An 18,438-nucleotide genomic window follows, 5' to 3' on the forward strand; every position below is an offset into this window, starting at 1 on the left:
CCGGTGATGGACGGACGCAGGCTGACGGAGGCCGAACGCCGGGCGCTGCTCGAGATCGAGACCCGGCTACGGCAGGAGTCCCGCGCGCTCGACCATGAGCTGAGCACGATGACCCGCAGCCACCGGGACCGGGTGACGGACGCCCTGGACACGGTCCGGGGGCGTGTCGTCCTGGTGCTCGGCCTGGTGTCCCTGGTCCTTCTGATCGGCGCCGCCCGGACCGCGTCGGCCGCGCTGATCTGGGCTTTCGCGGTCTGCTGGGCGCTGACGCTGATCGGCGCGGCCGTCCTGCTGTTCAGGACGCGCGACGGAACGTCCGGCGGCCCGTCCGCACGCGGGAGGCGGTGACCGCCTCCGGACGATCGACAGCGCGCCAGGGTGGCACTGGTCCTCCGTGAAGGGGCACGATGGATGAGCCGGACCAGTACCTGAGGGGCGCATGGCGCGTCGGACTCCGGAGGGGTCGATGACCACGGGAGAGGGCTCGGCCAGGGCTCACGCCTCGGCCAGGGCCGACGGTGAGCGCATCCACGAGCTGGAGGAAGAGGTCGACCAGCTGAGGCGGGCCGTCAGCTCCCACGCGGTCGTGGACCAGGCCATCGGAATGATGGTCGTGCTGGGCCGTGTCACACCGGACCAGGGGTGGGCCGTACTGAAGGACGTGTCCCAGCACACGAACATCAAACTGCGCAACGTCGCGGAGATGATCCTGATCTGGGGACGGCACGGCGAGATATCCCCCGAGATCCGGGTCGCCCTCGAAGACGCCCTCGACCGGCACGGCCCCGCCCAGATCCCCGGCGCGCCGCTGACCGACTGACCGGGTCAGCGCCCGTCGAAGAGGGAATGCACAGGGGGAGCAGAGTGCGGCGAGGGGGGAGCATGGCGCAGCGCATTCCGCGGTTCTCGCCCGAGGGCGTGCCGGACGCCGACGTGTCGCAGCAGCCGTTCACCACCGAGGACGGCCTGAGTCTGAGCCTGACACGGTTCCGCCGGGGCGAGGGCGCGGATCCCGTGCTGCTGGTGCACGGACTGACCTCCGGAAGCGACATCTTCACCATGCCGGAGCACCGCAATCTGACGGGTTGTCTGCTCGACCACGGATTCACCGACGTCTGGGCCCTCGACTCCCGGATGAGCAACCGCTTCCCCTACAACACGGAACCGGGCCGCCGTACGCTCGACGACCTCGCCCGGTTCGACTACCCGGCCGCGCTCGCCGAACTGCGCCGGCATACCGGCCCGCGGCCCGTGCACGTCATCGCGCACTGCCTCGGGTCGGTGGCCTTCGCCATGAGCCTGGCCGCACGCTCCGTGGACGGCGTCGCGAGCTTCGTGGCGAACAGCGTGGCGCTGACCCCGCGGCTGACGTCATGGTCGCGCCGGAAGCTGGAGTACGGGCCCGAGCTGCTCGAACACGCCCTGGGCCTGTCGGTCCTGGATCCACGCGCGCGGACGGCACGCCGGCTCACGCCCGGCTGGGCGCTGTCCCGGCTGGTCTCGCTGGCCCACCAGGAATGCGACAACCCCGCCTGCCACATGATCAGCTTCATGTGGGGCTGTGGCTGGCCCGCCCTCTACAGCCACGAGAACCTCCACCCCGTCACCCACGACCGCATCGCCGACCTGCTCGGCCCCAGCGGACTGAGCTATCTGCGGCACGTACGGAAAATGGTCCGGGCGGGACACGCGGTCAAGTACGACCCCCACGACCCGCGCCACGCCACGCTGCCCGACGACTACCTCACGGACGCCGCCGCGATCGACACACCGATCCTCTTCCTGACCGGCGACCGGAACCACGTCTTCGGCGACTCGAACGTGATCTGTCATCGTGAGCTGTCCCGGCACGCCCCCGACCGGCACGAGCTGGCCGTCCTGCCCGGCTACGGACACCTCGACCCGATCATCGGCAAGGACGCCGACCGCGACGTCTTCCCGCGGATCGTCGACTTCCTGCGGCGCCGGGCGGTGGCATGACCGTGCGGACGACGTCCGGCACGCCGGCCCGCCCGGCGCAGTCGGGCACCGAGCATGTGGACGTGGTGGTGGTCGGCTCCGGATTCGGCGGTTCCGTCGCGGCCTGCCGACTGGCCGAGGCCGGGCTGTCGGTGGTCGTACTGGAGCGCGGCCGCCGCTATCCGCCGGGCGGTTTCGCCCGGACGCCCACCGAGATCAACCGCGCCTTCTGGGACCCCGGCGCCGGCCTGTACGGACTGTTCGACGTCTGGTCGTTCCGGGGCTGCGACGCGGTGGTGGCCAGCGGCCTCGGCGGCGGCTCGCTGATCTTCGCCAACGTACTGCTGCGCAAGGACGAGCACTGGTTCGTCCAGGAGCAGCCGCTGCCCGGCGGGGGCCATGAGACGTGGCCGGTCGGCCGCGCCGACCTGGAACCGCACTACGACGCGGTCGAACGGATGATGGGCGCGACCCCGTACCCGCTGCACCACCCCGGGTACGCGGACACCCCCAAGACCCACGCCATGCGCGAAGCCGCCGCCGCGCTGGGCCTGGAGTTCCGACTGCCGCCGCTCGCCGTCACCTTCGCTCCGGCGCCCGACGCCATGCCGCGACCCGGTCTGCCCCTCACCGGCCCGGAGCACGGCAACCTGCACGGTGCCGTCCGCCGTACCTGCCGGCTGTGCGGCGAGTGCAACATCGGCTGCAACGAAGGGGCGAAGAACAGCCTCGACCTCACCTATCTGTCCACCGCCCGGGCCTACGGCGCCGACCTGCGCACCGGGCACGACGTACGGGCCGTCCGCTCCGGCCCGCGCGGCGGCTACCGGGTGGACTACGTCCGGTACGACCACACCGAGCCGGAGCCCGGCGAGCCGGGGCGCCCTCCGCCGCCAGGGACCATCACCTGCGACCGGCTGATCCTGGCCGCCGGGACACTGGGCACGACACGGCTGTTGCTCCGCTCACGCAACCGGCTGCCCGGACTCGGCCCGGCCCTCGGCACGCGCTTCTCCAGCAACGGCGACACCCTCTCCTTCCTGCTCAGGGCCAAGGACGGACGCACCGGCAGGAGCCGGCCACTGAACCCCAGCCAGGGACCGGTGATCACCGGCGCCATCCGGCTCCCCGACGAACTCGACGGCATACCCGGAGCCGGGCGCGGCGGCTACATCGAGGACGGCGGCTACCCCGAGTTCGTCCAGTGGCTCGCGGAGGGAGCCCGGGCGCCGCAGCACCTCTCCCGCGCGGCCCGGTTCCTGGCCCGTCGGCTCGCCCGCCAGGCCGGCCTCAGTCCGGAGCGCCACCTCTCCAAGGACCTGTCGGACCTGCTCGGCGACGGCCTGCTCACCCACACCTCCCTCCCCCTGCTCGGCATGGGCCGGGACATCCCGGACGGCGAACTGCGCCTGCGCGGCGGCCGGCTCCAGGTCAGCTGGACGACGAGGAACAGCGCGGACACCCTCCGGCGGATCCACTCGACGATGCGTCAGATCGCGGACACGCTCGACGCCGGTTACGCCGACAACCCGCTGTGGCACCTCGGCCGGACCGTCACCGTCCACCCGCTGGGCGGCGCCCCGATGGGCCGGCGGCCGGAGACGGGCGTGTGCGACGCGTTCGGCGAGGTGTACGGCCACCGGGGCCTGTACATCGCGGACGGCTCGGCACTCCCGGGCCCGGTCGGCACCAATCCGGCCCTGACCATCGCCGCCCTGTCCGACCGTATGTGCACCCGGTTGCTGGAGACCCGCGCCGGCGGGGGACCGGCCGCCGCACCCCGCCCCGCCTACGTCCGGCGCACCTCCCTGGTCTTCACCGAGACGATGCGAGGCTCCTACGTCCCCGGGGCGGCCGACCCTTCGGCCGCCGAGCGGCCCGGCGGGCAGCGCGAGCCCTTCGCGTTCCGGCTCACCGTCACGGCCGACGACGTGGACGCCTTCCTGGACGACCCGGAGCACGAGGCCCGTGTCGACGGCTGGGTGGACTCCCCTGGCTGCGGCGGCCGACGCCCGGTCCTGTACGGCCGCTTCAACCTCTTCGCGAGCGGCGAGGAGGGAGAGCCCCGGCGGGTGCTGCGCTACCGGCTCCACTTCACCGACGCACAGGGGCGCCCCCGCACCTTCGCCGGACAGAAACAGATCACCCACGGGACCCCGCTGCGGCTGTGGCCGGACACCACCGCGTTGCCCTTCCGCCTGCTCGCCGGCCACACCACCGCCGACTCATCGGACCCCGAGCCCGTCGTCCTCGGCGCCGGGCGACTCCACCTCCGCCTGCGCGACCTCGCCCAGCTGCTCAGCACCTTCCGCACCACAGGCCCGGGCGGCCCGGCCGCACTGGCCCGCTTCGGCGAGTTCTTCCTCGGCCGGCTCTGGGAGAGCTATGTGCCGTACGTGCGATGGTGGGGCGGTGGCTGATCAGTTGCGGGACGACGTCAGGTGGTTCTTCGACCCCGAGGCGATGGGGGCGTTGTGAGCGACTGGCAGTCGGTCCTCGATCTCGTCGGCGAGCGGGGTTGGGCGTTCCAGTACTCCGAGGGCGGTGACGGGAGTTGTCCGGTCCTCCACAGGGGAGTTGACCCCGCCGAACGTGACGCAGTCCTTGACCGCAAGCCTGCGGCCAGGTTCCTGCTCATCCCTGCGCGCTCCAAGTGAACGAATCCGGGCCTGCCGGCGTCGGTCTACCGTGAAGAGTCATGCATGTGAGGGGCGCGTTGCCGTGTCGGTGGCCGTTGCCGGCCTGGTCGTTCTGACGGGGTGTTCGGTATCAGGAGTGGGCGGTTCGAAGACGGTCACGAGGAGTGAGGCGATCACTCGGCCGGTCACGGTGAGCGGTGACGACCGTACGCTCACCGTCATGGCGGAGTCGGGCGGATGCGACGGCCTTCCTCGGCTCCGGGTGTCCGAGAACCCCAAGTCCGTTGCGCTTACCGTGCGGGTCGACACCCGGACGGGACCGGACGTCGTCTGCCCGGCTGACGCCCGTGTCGGCCCGGTCCGCGTGACCCTGCGCGCCGTCCTCGGACGGAGGGCGCTGACCGACGGTACGACCGGGCGGCGGCTGTCGGTCCGGAGGGAGTAGGCGAGTCGGGTCGGTGCGGATGGTGATCAGCCCGCTCGGGTTCTCCTCCGCACGTCTCTTTCTGCACATTCCGTGTCCATCAGGAGTCGTAGCAAGACCGCCCCGCAGATGGATTCCCCCGCCTCCGTGGACACGAAAGGGTCGTTCCGTCCTGGAAGTTGACGGAAAGGAACAGCCATCGTGCGGATAGGACGCGTGGCGCCCTTGCTCACCGTGGGGGTCACGGCGGCCCTGGTCGCCACCCTCGCCCCGGCGCAGGCATCCGCGGCGGAACAACCGCTGAAGAGATTCGGGGACCAGAAGCCGACGTGGCACCGTTGCGACACGTCGCAGCCCGCCGCCTTACAGTGCGCGACGATCAAGGTCCCGCTCGACTACGCCCGCCCCGGCGGCAAGACGATCGACCTGACCGTCTCCCGTATGAAGACCAGCGTCCCGGGAAAGCGGCACGGCGTGATCCTCTTCAACCCCGGCGGTCCGGGCGGTGAGGGCCTGGACATGCCGGTCATGATGAAGGACGCGATGCCCAAGAAGGTTCTGGAGCAGTACGACCTCATCGGGTTCGACCCGCGCGGCGTCGGCCGCAGCAGCCCCGTCACCTGCGGTCTGACGGACACGGAGCAGAACTTCCAACACGCCTACAAGCCGGAGACGTTCAGCCGCGACGTCAAGTGGGCCCGGACCGTCGCCGAGAAGTGCCGTGCCAGGAACGGCGACAGGCTGCCGTACATCACCACCCGCAACACCGCCCGCGACATGGACGTCATCCGCACCGTCCTGGGCGAGAAGAAGATCTCCTACCTGGGCTACTCCTACGGCACCTACCTGGGCGCCGTCTACGCGCAGATGTTCCCCCGGCGGACCGACCGCTGGGTGCTGGACAGCGCGGTCGACCCCGCACGGGTGTGGCGCGGCATGATCCAGGTCTGGGCGGAGGGCACCGAGCCGGCGTTCACCCGCTGGACGAAGTGGACCGCGCAGCACGACCGCACCTACCAACTCGGCGACACCCCGGCCAAGGTGAAGAAGACGTTCTGGGACCTGATCGCCCGGGCCGACCGCTCGCCCATCGACGACGGCGGCCAGAAAGTCACCGGCGACGACATCAGGGCCGGCCTGCGCGCCCAGTTCTTCAGGCCCGAGTACGCGGCCGAGTCGGTCATGAACCTCAAGAAGGCCGCCGACGGCCACCCCGGCTCGGGCCGCGCCCTGGTGCCGGACGCGCCGCAGGCACCGCTGCGGTCCGCCGCCTCCGCCGCGCAGACGCCGGCCGACAACGGTACGGCCGCCTTCTGGTCCGTGGTCTGCGGCGACACCGCGGCCTGGCCGCGTGACCCCGAGCAGTACCGGCGTGACGCGATCCGGGACAAGGCCACGTACCCGATCTACGGCGACATCGCGTCCAACGTCCTGCCGTGCGCGTTCTGGAACAAGCCGGCCGAGCCCGTCACCGCCGTGAACAACAAGGTCGGCGTGCTCACCGTCCAGAACCAGTGGGACTCCCAGACGCCACTCGTCAGCGGCCTGGGCATGCACCGCGCCCTGAAGGGCTCGCGCATGGTCTACGTCCAGGGCGGCGAGGGCCACGGCGTCTACTCCGACGACCAGCGCGCCTGCGCCACCATCGCCGTCAACGCGTATCTGAGCACCGGAAGGCTTCCGGCGAAGGACATCACCTGCAAGGTGTCCGGCCGCCAGAGCCCCGGCGTGAACCAGCGCATCGCCCCGGCACCGCAGCACACACCGGCACTGCCCCGCTTCTGACGGCCACCGATCGCCGGGCCCGTCGACCGCCGAGGTCGGCGGGCCCGCCGATGGTTTCCACCGATAGGGTCGGTGACCGGGCAAGAGGCCCTCATGAGATCGGGGGAGGCCATGGCCAGTCACAACGGCGGCCGGAGGCCTACGCCGTTGAGCGGGATCTTTGCCGCCGGTGTACAGGTGTTCCGGTTCTACCCGGACGGAACCGTCCTCGACACGATCGTCCGTCCGCGCTCACACTGAGCCTTGCGGGCCGTGGCTGGGAGACCGGCCCCCAGCGCTCCTCACGTCTGAGCGTTCCCCGAGGGCTGCGGCAAGGGCGGTAGCCGCTTGTCGTAGAGCCAGGCGCGGAGCAACGGCTCTGTCTCCGTGGGGCGGGAGCGACCCGCGTGGGCGATGAAGGCGGCGGTTTCGGCGCTCGCGCCACGGTGTGCGTGGTGCCAGCCGCGCAGCATCGCGAAGAAGCGCTCGTCGCCCAGCGTCAGCCGCAGTGCGTGCAGTGCGCACGCGCCGCGGTTGTAGACGCGGTCGTCGAAGATACGGTGCGGTCCGGGGTCCGCGATCCGCAGGTTCTGCGCCTCCTTCGCCAGCGTCCGCCAGGCCTCGCGGGCAATGGTGTCCGCGGAGTCCTCGCCGATGTGCTCCGACCACAGCCACTCGCCGTAGGTGGCGAAGCCCTCGTTGAGCCAGATGTCGCGCCAGTCCCGCAGGCTGACGCTGTTGCCGTACCACTGGTGGACGAGTTCATGGGCGACGAGCGTCTCCCAGGTCCGCCGGCCGTCGACGTGGTTGCGTCCGAAGACGGACACGGTCTGGTTCTCCACGGGCTGGTCCAGGTCGGCGTCCACGACGACCGCACCGTACGTCTCGAAGGGGTACGGCCCGAACAGGCCGGTGAACGCGCTGAGCATGGCGGGCTGGCGGGCCAGGTCGTGGCGCGCCTGGCCGGACAGCCGGGCGGGAAAGGCGTTGCGGCCGGCGATACGGCGGCCGGTCGCCGTGTCCTCGGCCTCCCAGGTGTCGTAGGCGAAGCGCCCGGTGTACAGCGAGGCGAGATACGGCGCCATGGGGCCCGGGTGGTGGTACGTCCAGCACTCGGTCGACTCCGCCGCACTGTGTCCCAGCAACGTTCCGTTGGCGAGGACCTGGTGACCGCGTGGCACGGTCACCCGGATCGTGAACTCGGCCTTGTCGTCCGGGCGGTCGTTGCACGGGAACCACGTCGGGGCGCCGAGCGGCTGGGAGGCGACCAGTGTTCCGCCGTGCGGGTCGCCGGTCCGGTCCCAGCCGATCTGCCCGAACGCCGTGCGCAGCGGACCCGGCCGGCCGCCGTAACCGATCTCCACGCTGAAGGGGGTGCCCGCGCCGATCGGGCGCGGTGCGGGCAGGACCACCTTGTTCCGCCTCCTGCGGGGGCGTACGGCGGTCCCGTCGATGCGGGCGTCGTACACGGCCAGCCGGGCGAGGTCGAGTTCGACCTGCGGCAGCGTCCGGTCCGCCGTCGCCCGGATGTGCGCCCGCCCGTCGAGCGTGCCGACGACCGGGTCGTACGCCAGGTGCAGATCGTAGGAGAGGGTGCGGTGGCCGTAGGTTCCGTGGTTCGCGAAATAGCGTTCGGCCTGCGACGGCACCTCGTCCGTGGCCGCCGCCGCGAGCGGGGCGAGCGCCGCGCCGCGCAGCAGCGCGCGCCGGCTGCACCAGGTCATGCCGCCTCCCCGTCGGCGAGCGCAGCGACGCCGGCGGTCGCGTCGGCACCGGCGATGGGGTTGCCGGCCCAGCGGGTGCCCTCCGGCACCGTCTCGCCGCGCATGACGAGCGAGGCGGCGGCGATGGAGGCTCCGGCTCCGATGGTGGTGCCGGGAAGGGCGATGCTGTGCGGGCCGAGGGAGGAGCCGGCCGCCAGTTCCACGGTGTCCATCCGCATGATGCGGTCGTGGAAGAGGTGGGTCTGGAGCACACAGCCGCGGTTGACGCTGACGCCGTCGCCGAGGGTGACCAGGTCGGTCTCCGGCAGCCAGTACGTGTCGCACCACACGCCCCGTCCGATGCGTGCGCCGAGGCTGCGCAGCCACCAGTTCAGTACGGGAGTCCCCACGTGCGCCCCCGCTCCCCACGGCACGGCCAGCACCTCCACGAACGTGTCGAACAGCTCGTTGCGCCAGACGAACGGCGACCACAGCGGGCGCTCGCCGGACCGGAAGCGGCCCACGAGCAGCCACTTGGCGCCGGTCGTGATGAGGCACGCCACCAGGGACGCGGCCATCAGCAGCGGGGCGGCGGCGAGCGCGACCAGCGGCAGCCCGCCGAGGTCCAGGAACTCCTGCTCGCCGAGCAGCACTCCCTCCGCCAGCAGGGTGCCGATGACCAGGGGCAGCACGCGGCACAGTTCCACGGCCGCGCGGGCCACGACCAGCCGACGCGGCGGGGCGAACGTGCGGGCCGGGTCGCCGGTCTCCGGCAGCCGGGGCAACGGCATCGCGGGCCGCCCGATCCAGGACATCCCGGGTTCGCTCCTCGCCGGTGCGTCGGACAGGACACCGACCAGGGCGTGATCGGGTACGTCGCGGCCGGGGCCTACGACGCCCGAGTTGCCGACGAACGCACGCGTGCCGATGCGCACGGCCCCCAACCGCATCCATCCACCGCGCAGTTCGTACGGCGCGACGAGCGTGTCGTCGGCGAGGAACGCCCCGTCGTCCACCCGCAGCAGGGACGGCAGCGGCAGCACCGTGGAGATCTCGGTGCCACGACCGACGCGGGCGCCGAGCAGCCGCAGCCAGTACGGCGTCGCCAGGCTCGCGTACAGGGGGAAGTAGCCCGCCCGGGCGCCGTCGAGCAGCCGGGTCACCAGCCACGCCCGCCAGGCCACGCCGCCGTCCGCGCGGTGCATGCCGGGCTTGATCCCCCGGTTCAGCAGGCGCACGGTGAGTGCCGTGACCAGCAACCCGAACACCGTGGTCATGAGGGCGAACAGCGGTGCGGCGGCGAGCAGCTGTCCGGCCGCGCCGGACAGCGTCGGCGTGGAGCGGACCAGCAGCCAGGTGATGAACAGCGCCGGGGCCGCCGACAGCAGGGACAGCAGGGGCAGGCCGGTCAGGGACAGCGCGTAGGCGAGGTGCCAGCGCCGGTGGCGGCCTTGCGGCGACGCCGGCCAGCCGGCCCCGGCGAAACGTTCGGCGGGCTCGGCAGGCCGGGCCGGCGAACCGGTCCACACGGTGCCGTCCGGGATCCGGCCGTCCAGACAACTGCCGGCGGTCAGTTCCGCGCCCCGCCCCACGACGGCGCCGGGCAGGAGCGTGCTGCGGTGGCCCACCCGCGCACCCGCACCGACCGAGACCCGGCCGACGTGCAGCGTGTCACCGTCGAGCCACCAGCCCGCGATGTCCGCCTCGGGTTCGACGCTGCACCCGTCGCCCAGCTCGGCCAGGCCCGTCACCGGGGGCATCGTGTGCAGGCGTACGTCGCGCCCGGTCCGGCAGCCGAGCATGCGGGCGTACACCGGGGCCCAGGGGGTGCCGAGCAGGGAGGGTACGCCGAACGCCGCGACCGCCCGTTCCGCGGTCCACAGCCGCAGATGCGCGCTGCCCCCGCGCGGATGGGCGCCCGGCGTGATCGAGCCGGCCAGCGTGCGCGCGAGGACCGCGCCGATCAGGCAGCGCGGCGGCGCGCTGAACAGCACCGCCCAGCCGAGCAGGACCAGCCACCAGGCCGTGTGCGGAGCCCAGTTGTGCGGCGCGATCCAGCCGAGCACATTGTCCGCGGCCGCCAGCCCGACCAGTCCGCGCAGCCCCGTGATCCCGTAGCCGGCCAGCTGGACGAAGAACTGCACGACGGCGGTTCGCCGGGGGATCGGCCTGGCGGGGCGCACCTCCCGCGTGGTATCGGCGAGGGAGTCGAGATGGCCGGCCATGCGGTGCAGCACCGAGTGCCGGTAGAGGTCGGCGACGGACAGGCCCGGATGGTCCTCGCGCAATATCGAGGCCATACGGGCGGCGGTCAGACTGGTGCCGCCGAGCGCGACGAAGTCGCTGTCCGGGCCGGGCCGCAGACCCAGCAACTCCTCCCAGACGTCCGCGAGCCGGGCCGCCGTCCCGTCCAGCCGGTGCGCACCGCCGCCGCCCTCGCCGCCGGCCAGGGGCACCGGCCAGGGCAGGGCCTTGCGGTCGACCTTCCCGGAGGCGCGCGTGGGCAGCGCCGTCACCTCGGCCAGCAGCGGCACCAGGGGCGCGGGCAGCCGCTCGGACAGCAGCTCCCTGGCCTTGCCGGCCTCGAACGCGGATCCTCCGTCGGGGGCTGCCTCGGCGATGACGTACCCCACCAGGACGGAGGCGCCGGCGGCCGTCGACCGCACGGCCGCGGCCGCCCCGCGCACCCCCGGCAGCGCGAGCAGGGCCGCGTCGATCTCGCCCAGCTCGACGCGCCGGCCGCCGAGCTTGACCTGGTCGTCGACGCGGCCCAGGAACACCAGTCCCTCGGCGTCGGCCCGCACGAGATCGCCCGAGCGGTAGGCGCGCGGCGAGCCGAGCGCGGGGCACGGGCGGTAGCGCTCCGCGTCCTTCGCACGGTCGAGATAGCGCGCGGTACCGGCCCCGGCGATGACCAGCTCGCCCTGTTCCCCGTACGCCACCGGGTCCCCGGCCTCGTCGACCACGGCCAGTTCCCAGCCCGCCAGCGGCAGGCCGATGCGCACGGTACGGCCGCGCTCCAGCAGGGCGGCACAGGCCACGACCGTGGTCTCCGTGGGGCCGTAGGTGTTCCACATCTCCCGCCCGGGACCGGCGAACCGCTCGACCAGACCCGGAGGGCACGCCTCGCCGCCCAGGATCAGCAACCGCACCCGGCGCAGCGCCTGTTCGGGCCACATCGCCAGCAGCGTCGGCACGGTCGACACGACGGTGATGCCGCGCTCGTCCAGCCAGGACCCCAGTTCATGACCGGCCCGGACCAGCGCGCGTTCGGCCGGCACCAGGCAGGCACCCGAGCGCCACGCCAGCCACATCTCCTCGCAGGAGGCGTCGAAGGCGACGGACAGTCCCGCGAGGACCCGGTCGCCGGGGCCGAGCGGCCGCTCGCGCAGGAACAGCCGCGCCTCGGCGTCCACGAAGGCGGCCGCGGACCGGTGGGTGACGGCGACGCCCTTGGGCGCGCCGGTGGAGCCGGAGGTGAAGATGATCCACGCGTCGTCCTCCGGGACGGGCGCGCGGCGGTCGGCCCCCGCTCCCGAGGGTGCCGTCAGGCCCGCGGGCTGCGGATGAGGTCCGAGGACGTGGCACACCGCGGCCTCGCGGAAGACGGTGGCGGCACGCTCCTCGGGGTCGTCCGCGTCGACCGGCACGTAGGCCGCTCCGCAGTGCAGTACGGCGAGGATCGACAGATACAGATCGGCGGTACCCGAGGGGATGCGGATCCCCACCCGGTCACCGGGACCGATGCCCTGGCCGGTGAGCCGCTGGGCGCGACGGAGCACCTCGGCCGTCAGCTCACGGTAGGTCAGCACCTCGGTGCCCGTGTCCAGGGCTGGGGCGTCCGGGTGCCGGGTGGCCGTGGTGTGCAGGACGTCGATCAGGGTACGCGGCGGCGAAACCGCCGCGGAGCGGAAGAGAGCCCGGTCGCCGGGCGAGGCGAGGGGTGGGCGTGGCGCATCGAATGCGGGCGAAGACAAAATGGTGCCTCTGGTGTGCGGTGCCGAGGGATGCGAAGTCCATTACGGCGTGTCAGAGGCCTTTGCCGGCCGAGGCGTTCACCAACTCAGTGCAATTGATTCACGACCGATCCATGGGAGTAAATTGATGAATTCCAGACCGTGATCGGACCATGAGAATTGACGTACGTTTATTCCTTTCGATTCCCTTCCGATTTCGGAAAGAATGCGGCGTGAGAACGGTTTGATTTCTGCGTGGACGCCGTGTGATGATCGTACGGTCGGCGCGTCGACTGCCGCGCCGGACTCGAGCGTCAGGAGTGACCGATGTCTGTGGGAACCGAGCGGGCCGTGCTGGCGGGCGGTTGTTTCTGGGGGATGCAGGACCTGGTCCGCAAGCAGCCGGGCGTGGTCTCCACGCGCGTCGGCTACAGCGGCGGTGACACGCCGAACGCCACGTACCGCAACCACGGCGACCACGCCGAGTCCATCGAGATCCTCTTCGACCCCACGGTCACGAGCTACCGCGACATCCTGGAGTTCTTCTTCCAGGTCCACGACCCGACCACGAAGGACCGCCAGGGCAACGACCTCGGGCGCAGCTACCGCTCCGCCATCTTCTACGGCGACGAGGAGCAGCACCGCGTCGCCCTGGACACGATCGCGGACGTCGAGGCGAGCGGGCTCTGGCCGGGCAAGGTGGTCACGGAGGTGGAACCCGTGGGCGACTTCTGGGAGGCCGAACCCGAGCACCAGGACTACCTGGAGCGCTACCCCGACGGCTACACCTGCCACTTCCCGCGGCCCAACTGGAAACTCCCGCGGCGAGGATGAGAGTGGGCGCTGCGGCGCGATGAGCGCCGCAGCGCTGACGACGCACGGGCTCGTCAGCGACGGGCGCCCTTCTTGCGGGCCTTGGACCTGGCCGGCCTGGGCACGGCGGTGACGTACGGCGTCGAGAACTGCCGGTTGGCGATGACCTGTTGGCGGATGCTGTGGGGCAGGTCCGGCAGGGCGAGCAGGGCGTGGACGGTACGGTACCGGCCCCGCACCCGCAGCCGGGACGCCAACTCGTAGCAGACTTCGAGCTGTTGGGGCCGTACCTCCCAGGCCCTGCTGAGCGCGTCGGGGGCGCCGGGCCAGTCGTCGGTGCGCTCGGCCCGCAGGACTCCGGACTCCAGCAGCGAGCAGTACACCTCCTCGGGCCAGCCGCCCTGGCCTCTTCCGCGTGCCCGAGGTCGCGTTCGGTGTTGGCCAGGTGGAAGACGGTGCGCGTGTTGCCCGGGTCGTGGGCGAGTTCGCGGCGCAGCAGACGGGCGTCGCGCTCGAACTTCTCGGCGCGGCAGCCGCCGTCGGCGTGGTCCTCGATGACCAGCGCGTCGAGGTTCTCCTGCGTGTCGGGCGCGTCGGTGCAGGGGTACTCGTGAAACGGTGCTGGGTGCCGGGGGTGTCGTAGCGCAGCATGTACGACGTCGCGGTGAGCGTCGGCAGTGGTGCGTCCTGGCGCAGGACGTGGTCGGCGTCGAGGGTGAGCAGGTAGTCGGCCCGGCCCCGGGCCCGGCGGATGTTGCCGGTGCGGTTGTGCCCGAAGTCGACCCACTCCTCCTCGACCAGTTCACCGGGGATGCCGTCCATGACCTCGCGGATCAGGTCCTGGGTGCCGTCCGCCGACCCGGTGTCGGAGATCACCCAGGTGTCGACGAGCGGCCGTACGGACTCCAGGCAGCGCTCATGCACAGGCACAGGCACAGGGTCTGCGGCTTCACGGCGGCCAATGTGGCACGGGCGGGCCGTGTGACGGCGCGCCCACACTGAACGCGACCGACGGTGGCCCCGTTCGGCCGCGCGCCGATCGGGGGCGGAGGGGGCTCGGAGGGGCCGATCGGGGGTGACGAGGCTGGTCGGGGCCGCGATGGGGGCCGGTCGATGTGAGCTGGACGGGGCGATGTGAGCCGGGCGGGGTCGACGCGAGCCAGGCGGAGGCGAATCGAGCCGGGCAGAAGCCGTCGGCCGGCTCATCCTCTAGTCCGATCCAACGACAGGCGCGTTCCCCTCGTGCCCGACGCTCGTTCCCCGCCGCTCAGGTCACTCTCGCACTGGAGTCCGGGGAGCGCCCGGACCGGCCTTTTTGTGGACCGACCTCAACGCCCACTCCCAGGGCAACCAGCCCATCAGGATCGACGTCATTACCACCACGGGACAGATCTGGGAAACGTCCTGCAACCGCCGTCACCAGCACCCATCCCGCCACGATCCGCCCCTCCGTGCCACGGACAAGCCCCCTCCAGCTGCCGGGAGGGTGCTTGCTTCACGCAGCCCGGCCGGGGTCGACCAGCGGAAACGGCAGCAGGAAGCCGGCGACCGCGACCGCCCGCCGCCTCGTCCCGGCGCCGAGCTAGGCCACGGCGTCGGTGAGGACCGTGGCCACGACCTTCTCGACGTCCCCGGTCTGCGGCGTCGGGCCTTCCCGGTCGGCGAACAGCAGGTGGGCCGCCCCGATCAGGGTGGGGGCGAGCGTGTCGAGGTCGGCGTCGGCGGTGACCCGGCCCAGGTCACGTTCGGCGGCGAGATAGGCGCGGACCATGTCGGTGGCTTCCCTCAGCACCGGAACACCACTGCCCCTTGCCTCACGCAGCCGGGCCCGCATGGCGTCGCGGGAGATGACCAGGCCGACGATGCCCAGGGCGATCGACTCGAAGAGGTCGCTCAGCGCGCCGGTGAGGTTCGTGACGACGGTTCCGGTGCCGGCGGACTCGCGCAGCTCGGCGGCCCGGGTCTCGATCCGGTCGATGCGGTCCAGCACGAACTGGGTGAGGAAATCGTCGAAGTCCGTGAAGTGCCGGTGCAGCAGGCCCTTGGCCACTCCTGCCTCGGTGGTGACTGCCCGGCTGGTCAGCGCGTTCGCCCCCGCTCGGAGCAGGACGCGCTCCGCGGCGGCGAACAGTTGCTCACGCGCGTCGCGCACAGCGATCCCTGTCGGCACTGCACCCCTCATCTCATCTCGCGGATCGTGTGTGCCCATTGCCGAGTGGGCACGTGCCCACTTAGAGTGGGCGCATGCCCACTTTACCTCCGGGACGCCCTGGGCGCCTTGCCGGGAACGAGCCGCATACGCAGCGGAACGTAGCGCAGTCCTATGGCGCCGACGTCGAACGCTACGACCGCACCCGGCCCCGCTACCCCGACGCCCTGGTGCGGCGCGTCGTCGCCGCCGGCCCCGGCCGTGACGTCCTCGACGTCGGCGCGGGCACCGGCATCGCCGGACTGGCGTTCCAGGCCGCGGGGTGCACGGTGCTCGGGGTCGAGCCCGACCCGCGGATGGCCGCCTTCGCCCGCCGCAAGGGACTTGAGGTCGAGGTCGCCACGTTCGAGGACTGGGACCCGGCCGGCCGCACCTTCGACGTGCTGATCGCCGGAACGGCCTGGCACTGGGTCGACCCGGTGGCCGGCGCCGCCGCGGCGGCCCGAACACTCCGGCCCGGCGGTCGGCCGGCGCTGTTCTGGAACGCGTTCGATCCCGTCCCCGAGGTGGCCGACGCGTTCGGCGCGGTCTATGCCCGGGTGCTGCCCGACTCGCCGGTCTACCAGCGTGCGATGGCCGGCCCCGCGAGCCACGCGAGCGTGCTCGACAGGGCGTCCGACGGGCTGCGACGCTCCGGCGCCTTCGGCGGGTTCGAGCAGTGGCACATCGGCTGGGACCGGCACTACACCCGCGAGGAGTGGCTCGACCAGGTGCCCACCTTCGGCGGACACGGCCAACTCCCGCCGGGCCGACTGGAGGCCCTCCTCGACGGGATCGGCGACGCCGTCGACTCCCTGGGCGGCGCTTTCACCATGCACTACACCACGCTGGTGCTCACCTGCGTACGCGCCTCCTGAGCCTCACGAGTGCCGCGACGCGGACACGGTGATCATCCGCGAGCTGCTCCGCGTCGGTCACGAAAAACGTTGGCACCATGCGTGACGGCTCCTTGACCACCGCTTCGGCCTCAGCGATGCTGTGTTGCGAAAGGTGAGATGCGTGCCGTAATAGGCAACGTCTCGACTTCCGTCAGCCGAGGAGTGGCCATGACTCAGCAGGTCCGTGCTGTCGTCGCGCGGAGCAAGGGCGCCCCTGTCAGTCTGGAGACGATCGTCGTGCCCGACCCCGGCCCGGGGGAGGCACTGGTGAAGATCGAGGCCTGCGGTGTCTGCCACACCGATCTGCACTATCGCGAGGGCGGCATCAGCGACGACTTCCCGTTCCTGCTGGGCCATGAGGCGGCGGGAGTGGTGGAGGCGGTGGGGGAGGGTGTCACCGACGTGGCACCCGGTGACTTCGTCATCCTCAACTGGCGTGCGGTGTGCGGTCAGTGCCGGGCCTGTCTGCGCGGGCGGCCCTGGTACTGCTTCAACACCCACAACGCGAAGCAGAAGATGACCCTCACCGACGGCACCGAGCTGTCCCCGGCCCTCGGTATCGGCGCCTTCGCGGAGAAGACCCTCGTGGCGGCGGGGCAGTGCACGAAGGTCGACCGGGCCGCCTCGGCCGCGGCCGCCGGACTGCTGGGCTGTGGCGTGATGGCCGGCCTCGGCGCGGCCATCAACACCGGCAATGTCGGCCGCGGTGACACCGTCGCCGTGATCGGCTGCGGCGGTGTGGGAGCCGCGGCGATCGCCGGAGCCGGCCTCGCGGGCGCGGCGAAGATCATCGCGGTGGACATCGACGACCGCAAACTCGCCACGGCGACGAAGCTGGGCGCGACCCACACCGTCAACTCCAAGGAGGCCGACGCGGTCGACGCGGTGCGCGAGCTGACCGGCGGGTTCGGCGCCGACGTCGTGATCGAGGCCGTCGGCCGTCCGGAGACGTACAAGCAGGCCTTCTACGCCCGCGACCTCGCCGGCACGGTGGTGCTGGTCGGCGTGCCGACGCCGGAGATGAAGCTGGAGCTGCCCCTGCTCGACGTCTTCGGCCGGGGCGGGGCGCTGAAGTCGTCCTGGTACGGCGACTGCCTGCCCTCCCGCGACTTCCCGATGCTCATCGACCTCTACCTGCAGGGCCGCCTCGACCTGGACGCCTTCGTCACCGAGACCATCGCGCTCGACGACGTGGAGAAGGCTTTCGAGCGGATGCACGGCGGTGACGTGCTGCGTTCGGTGGTGGTCTTCTGATGCCGGGCGCCCGCATCGAGCGTCTCGTCACGTCGGGGACGTTCTCGCTGGACGGCGGCACCTGGGACGTCGACAACAACGTGTGGATCGTGGGCGACGACAACGAGGCGCTCGTCATCGACGCCGCCCATGACGCCGACGCCATCCTCCGGGCCCTCGGCGGACGCGCCCTGCGGGCGATCGTGTGCACCCACGCGCACAACGACCACATCGACGCCGCGCCCGAACTCGCCACCCGGACCGGAGCGCCGATCCTGCTCCACCCCGACGATCTGGAGCTGTGGAAACAGACCCACCCCGACCGCGCGCCCGACGCCGAGCTGACCGACGGGCAGCCCCTCGCGGTCGCCGGGGTGGAGCTGACCGTGCTGCACACCCCGGGCCATGCCCCCGGAGCCGTGTGTCTGTACGCCCCGCGGCTGTCCGCGCTCTTCAGCGGCGACACGCTGTTCGCCGGCGGGCCGGGCGCGACGGGACGGTCGTACAGCGACTTCCCGACCATCATCCGCTCGATCAGCGAACGCCTCCTCGCCCTGCCGGACGACACCGTCGTGCACACCGGTCACGGCGACACCACCACCATCGGCGCCGAGGCGCCGCATCTCCAGGAGTGGATCGCCCGCGGTTTCTGACCCCCCCGGCGAACGAGCGGCCCTGCCCCGGTGACGGACCTGCGTGTACGGCACCGGCGGCAGGGCCGTCGGCGTGCCCTGCGGGGCGCCGGATCCCCCTGCTCGCCTGTGCTTTCACGGTCACTTCGACGTGCCCGGAGAACCGCCGTCGAACCCCGCGCAACCCGGCTTGCCGACGCCTTGACAAGCCTTCGGCGCCGCCAGCAA

The 18,438-nt window shown here is 71.9% G+C and carries 15 protein-coding genes and 1 pseudogene; 11 read left to right on the top strand and 5 right to left on the bottom strand.

The features are described from left to right. Positions 1-6 precede the first annotated feature (6 nt). The 6 genes from ACH47Z_RS06100 to ACH47Z_RS06125 all read left to right on the top strand — a co-directional run bounded on the left by ACH47Z_RS06100 (position 7) and on the right by ACH47Z_RS06125 (position 6,807). Entirely contained in the window at positions 7-348 is a 342-nt protein-coding gene (locus tag ACH47Z_RS06100) for a DUF3040 domain-containing protein (protein ID WP_399071006.1), read from the top strand. 118 nt (positions 349-466) lie between these two features. Then, the gene (locus ACH47Z_RS06105; protein ID WP_399071008.1) at positions 467-820 is read left to right on the top strand and encodes an ANTAR domain-containing protein; all 354 of its coding nucleotides are present in this window, start codon (positions 467-469) and stop codon (positions 818-820) included. A gap of 62 nt (positions 821-882) precedes the next feature. Then, positions 883-1,980, top strand: a complete 1,098-nt coding sequence (locus ACH47Z_RS06110; protein WP_399071010.1) for an alpha/beta hydrolase — start codon at positions 883-885, stop codon at positions 1,978-1,980. Further along, positions 1,977-4,379, top strand: coding sequence for a GMC family oxidoreductase (locus ACH47Z_RS06115; protein WP_399071012.1), 2,403 nt, complete (start codon positions 1,977-1,979; stop codon positions 4,377-4,379). Before ACH47Z_RS06110 ends, ACH47Z_RS06115 begins: the two co-directional genes overlap by 4 nt. Positions 4,380-4,818: 439 nt before the next feature. Further along, positions 4,819-5,043, top strand: a complete 225-nt coding sequence (locus ACH47Z_RS06120; protein WP_399071014.1) for a hypothetical protein — start codon at positions 4,819-4,821, stop codon at positions 5,041-5,043. Between the two features lie 180 nt (positions 5,044-5,223). Then, positions 5,224-6,807 carry an alpha/beta fold hydrolase gene (locus ACH47Z_RS06125; protein WP_399071015.1) on the top strand — a complete coding sequence of 528 codons (1,584 nt, stop codon included), beginning with the start codon at positions 5,224-5,226 and terminating at the stop codon, positions 6,805-6,807. Positions 6,808-7,088: 281 nt separating this feature from the next. Here the strand turns inward: ACH47Z_RS06125 and ACH47Z_RS06130 are convergent, their stop codons facing one another. Together ACH47Z_RS06130 and ACH47Z_RS06135 are read right to left on the bottom strand one after the other, a co-directional pair. Continuing rightward, the gene (locus ACH47Z_RS06130) at positions 7,089-8,510 is read right to left on the bottom strand and encodes a M1 family metallopeptidase (protein ID WP_399071017.1); all 1,422 of its coding nucleotides are present in this window, start codon (positions 8,508-8,510) and stop codon (positions 7,089-7,091) included. Continuing rightward, the gene (locus tag ACH47Z_RS06135) at positions 8,507-12,466 is read right to left on the bottom strand and encodes a Pls/PosA family non-ribosomal peptide synthetase (RefSeq protein WP_399071019.1); all 3,960 of its coding nucleotides are present in this window, start codon (positions 12,464-12,466) and stop codon (positions 8,507-8,509) included. The genes ACH47Z_RS06130 and ACH47Z_RS06135 overlap by 4 nt, the downstream gene beginning before the upstream one ends. A gap of 306 nt (positions 12,467-12,772) precedes the next feature. Here ACH47Z_RS06135 and msrA point away from each other — a divergent pair, with 306 nt between their 5' ends. Next, positions 12,773-13,279, top strand: a complete 507-nt coding sequence (msrA, locus tag ACH47Z_RS06140) for a peptide-methionine (S)-S-oxide reductase MsrA (protein ID WP_399071021.1) — start codon at positions 12,773-12,775, stop codon at positions 13,277-13,279. Positions 13,280-13,332: 53 nt separating this feature from the next. On the opposite strand, the gene ACH47Z_RS06145 is transcribed toward msrA, so the two are convergent. After that, positions 13,333-13,641, bottom strand: coding sequence for a hypothetical protein (locus ACH47Z_RS06145; RefSeq protein ID WP_399071023.1), 309 nt, complete (start codon positions 13,639-13,641; stop codon positions 13,333-13,335). 32 nt (positions 13,642-13,673) lie between these two features. Here ACH47Z_RS06145 and ACH47Z_RS06150 point away from each other — a divergent pair, with 32 nt between their 5' ends. After that, positions 13,674-13,901 (top strand): hypothetical protein, encoded by a 228-nt coding sequence (locus ACH47Z_RS06150; protein ID WP_399071025.1) that lies wholly within the window; start codon positions 13,674-13,676, stop codon positions 13,899-13,901. Positions 13,902-13,999: 98 nt separating this feature from the next. On the opposite strand, the pseudogene ACH47Z_RS06155 reads toward ACH47Z_RS06150, so the two are convergent. Then, positions 14,000-14,464 (bottom strand): annotated as a pseudogene (locus ACH47Z_RS06155) (hypothetical protein); the annotation flags it as partial. 376 nt (positions 14,465-14,840) lie between these two features. Beyond that, the gene (locus ACH47Z_RS06160) at positions 14,841-15,428 is read right to left on the bottom strand and encodes a TetR/AcrR family transcriptional regulator (protein ID WP_399071027.1); all 588 of its coding nucleotides are present in this window, start codon (positions 15,426-15,428) and stop codon (positions 14,841-14,843) included. 74 nt (positions 15,429-15,502) lie between these two features. On the opposite strand from ACH47Z_RS06160, the gene ACH47Z_RS06165 reads away from it, so the two are divergent. The 3 genes from ACH47Z_RS06165 to ACH47Z_RS06175 all read left to right on the top strand — a co-directional run bounded on the left by ACH47Z_RS06165 (position 15,503) and on the right by ACH47Z_RS06175 (position 18,231). Then, a complete protein-coding gene (locus tag ACH47Z_RS06165) occupies positions 15,503-16,324 on the top strand; it encodes a class I SAM-dependent methyltransferase (protein ID WP_399071029.1) in 822 nt (273 codons plus the stop codon). 189 nt (positions 16,325-16,513) lie between these two features. After that, positions 16,514-17,599: an S-(hydroxymethyl)mycothiol dehydrogenase gene (locus ACH47Z_RS06170; RefSeq protein ID WP_399071031.1), complete on the top strand. Its 1,086-nt coding sequence runs from the start codon at positions 16,514-16,516 to the stop codon at positions 17,597-17,599. Next, entirely contained in the window at positions 17,599-18,231 is a 633-nt protein-coding gene (locus ACH47Z_RS06175) for an MBL fold metallo-hydrolase (RefSeq protein ID WP_399071033.1), read from the top strand. Before ACH47Z_RS06170 ends, ACH47Z_RS06175 begins: the two co-directional genes overlap by 1 nt. Positions 18,232-18,438: the final 207 nt, after the last annotated feature.

It is taken from the genome of Streptomyces sp. NPDC020192, from assembly GCF_044388685.1.
GTDB lineage: Bacteria > Actinomycetota > Actinomycetes > Streptomycetales > Streptomycetaceae > Streptomyces.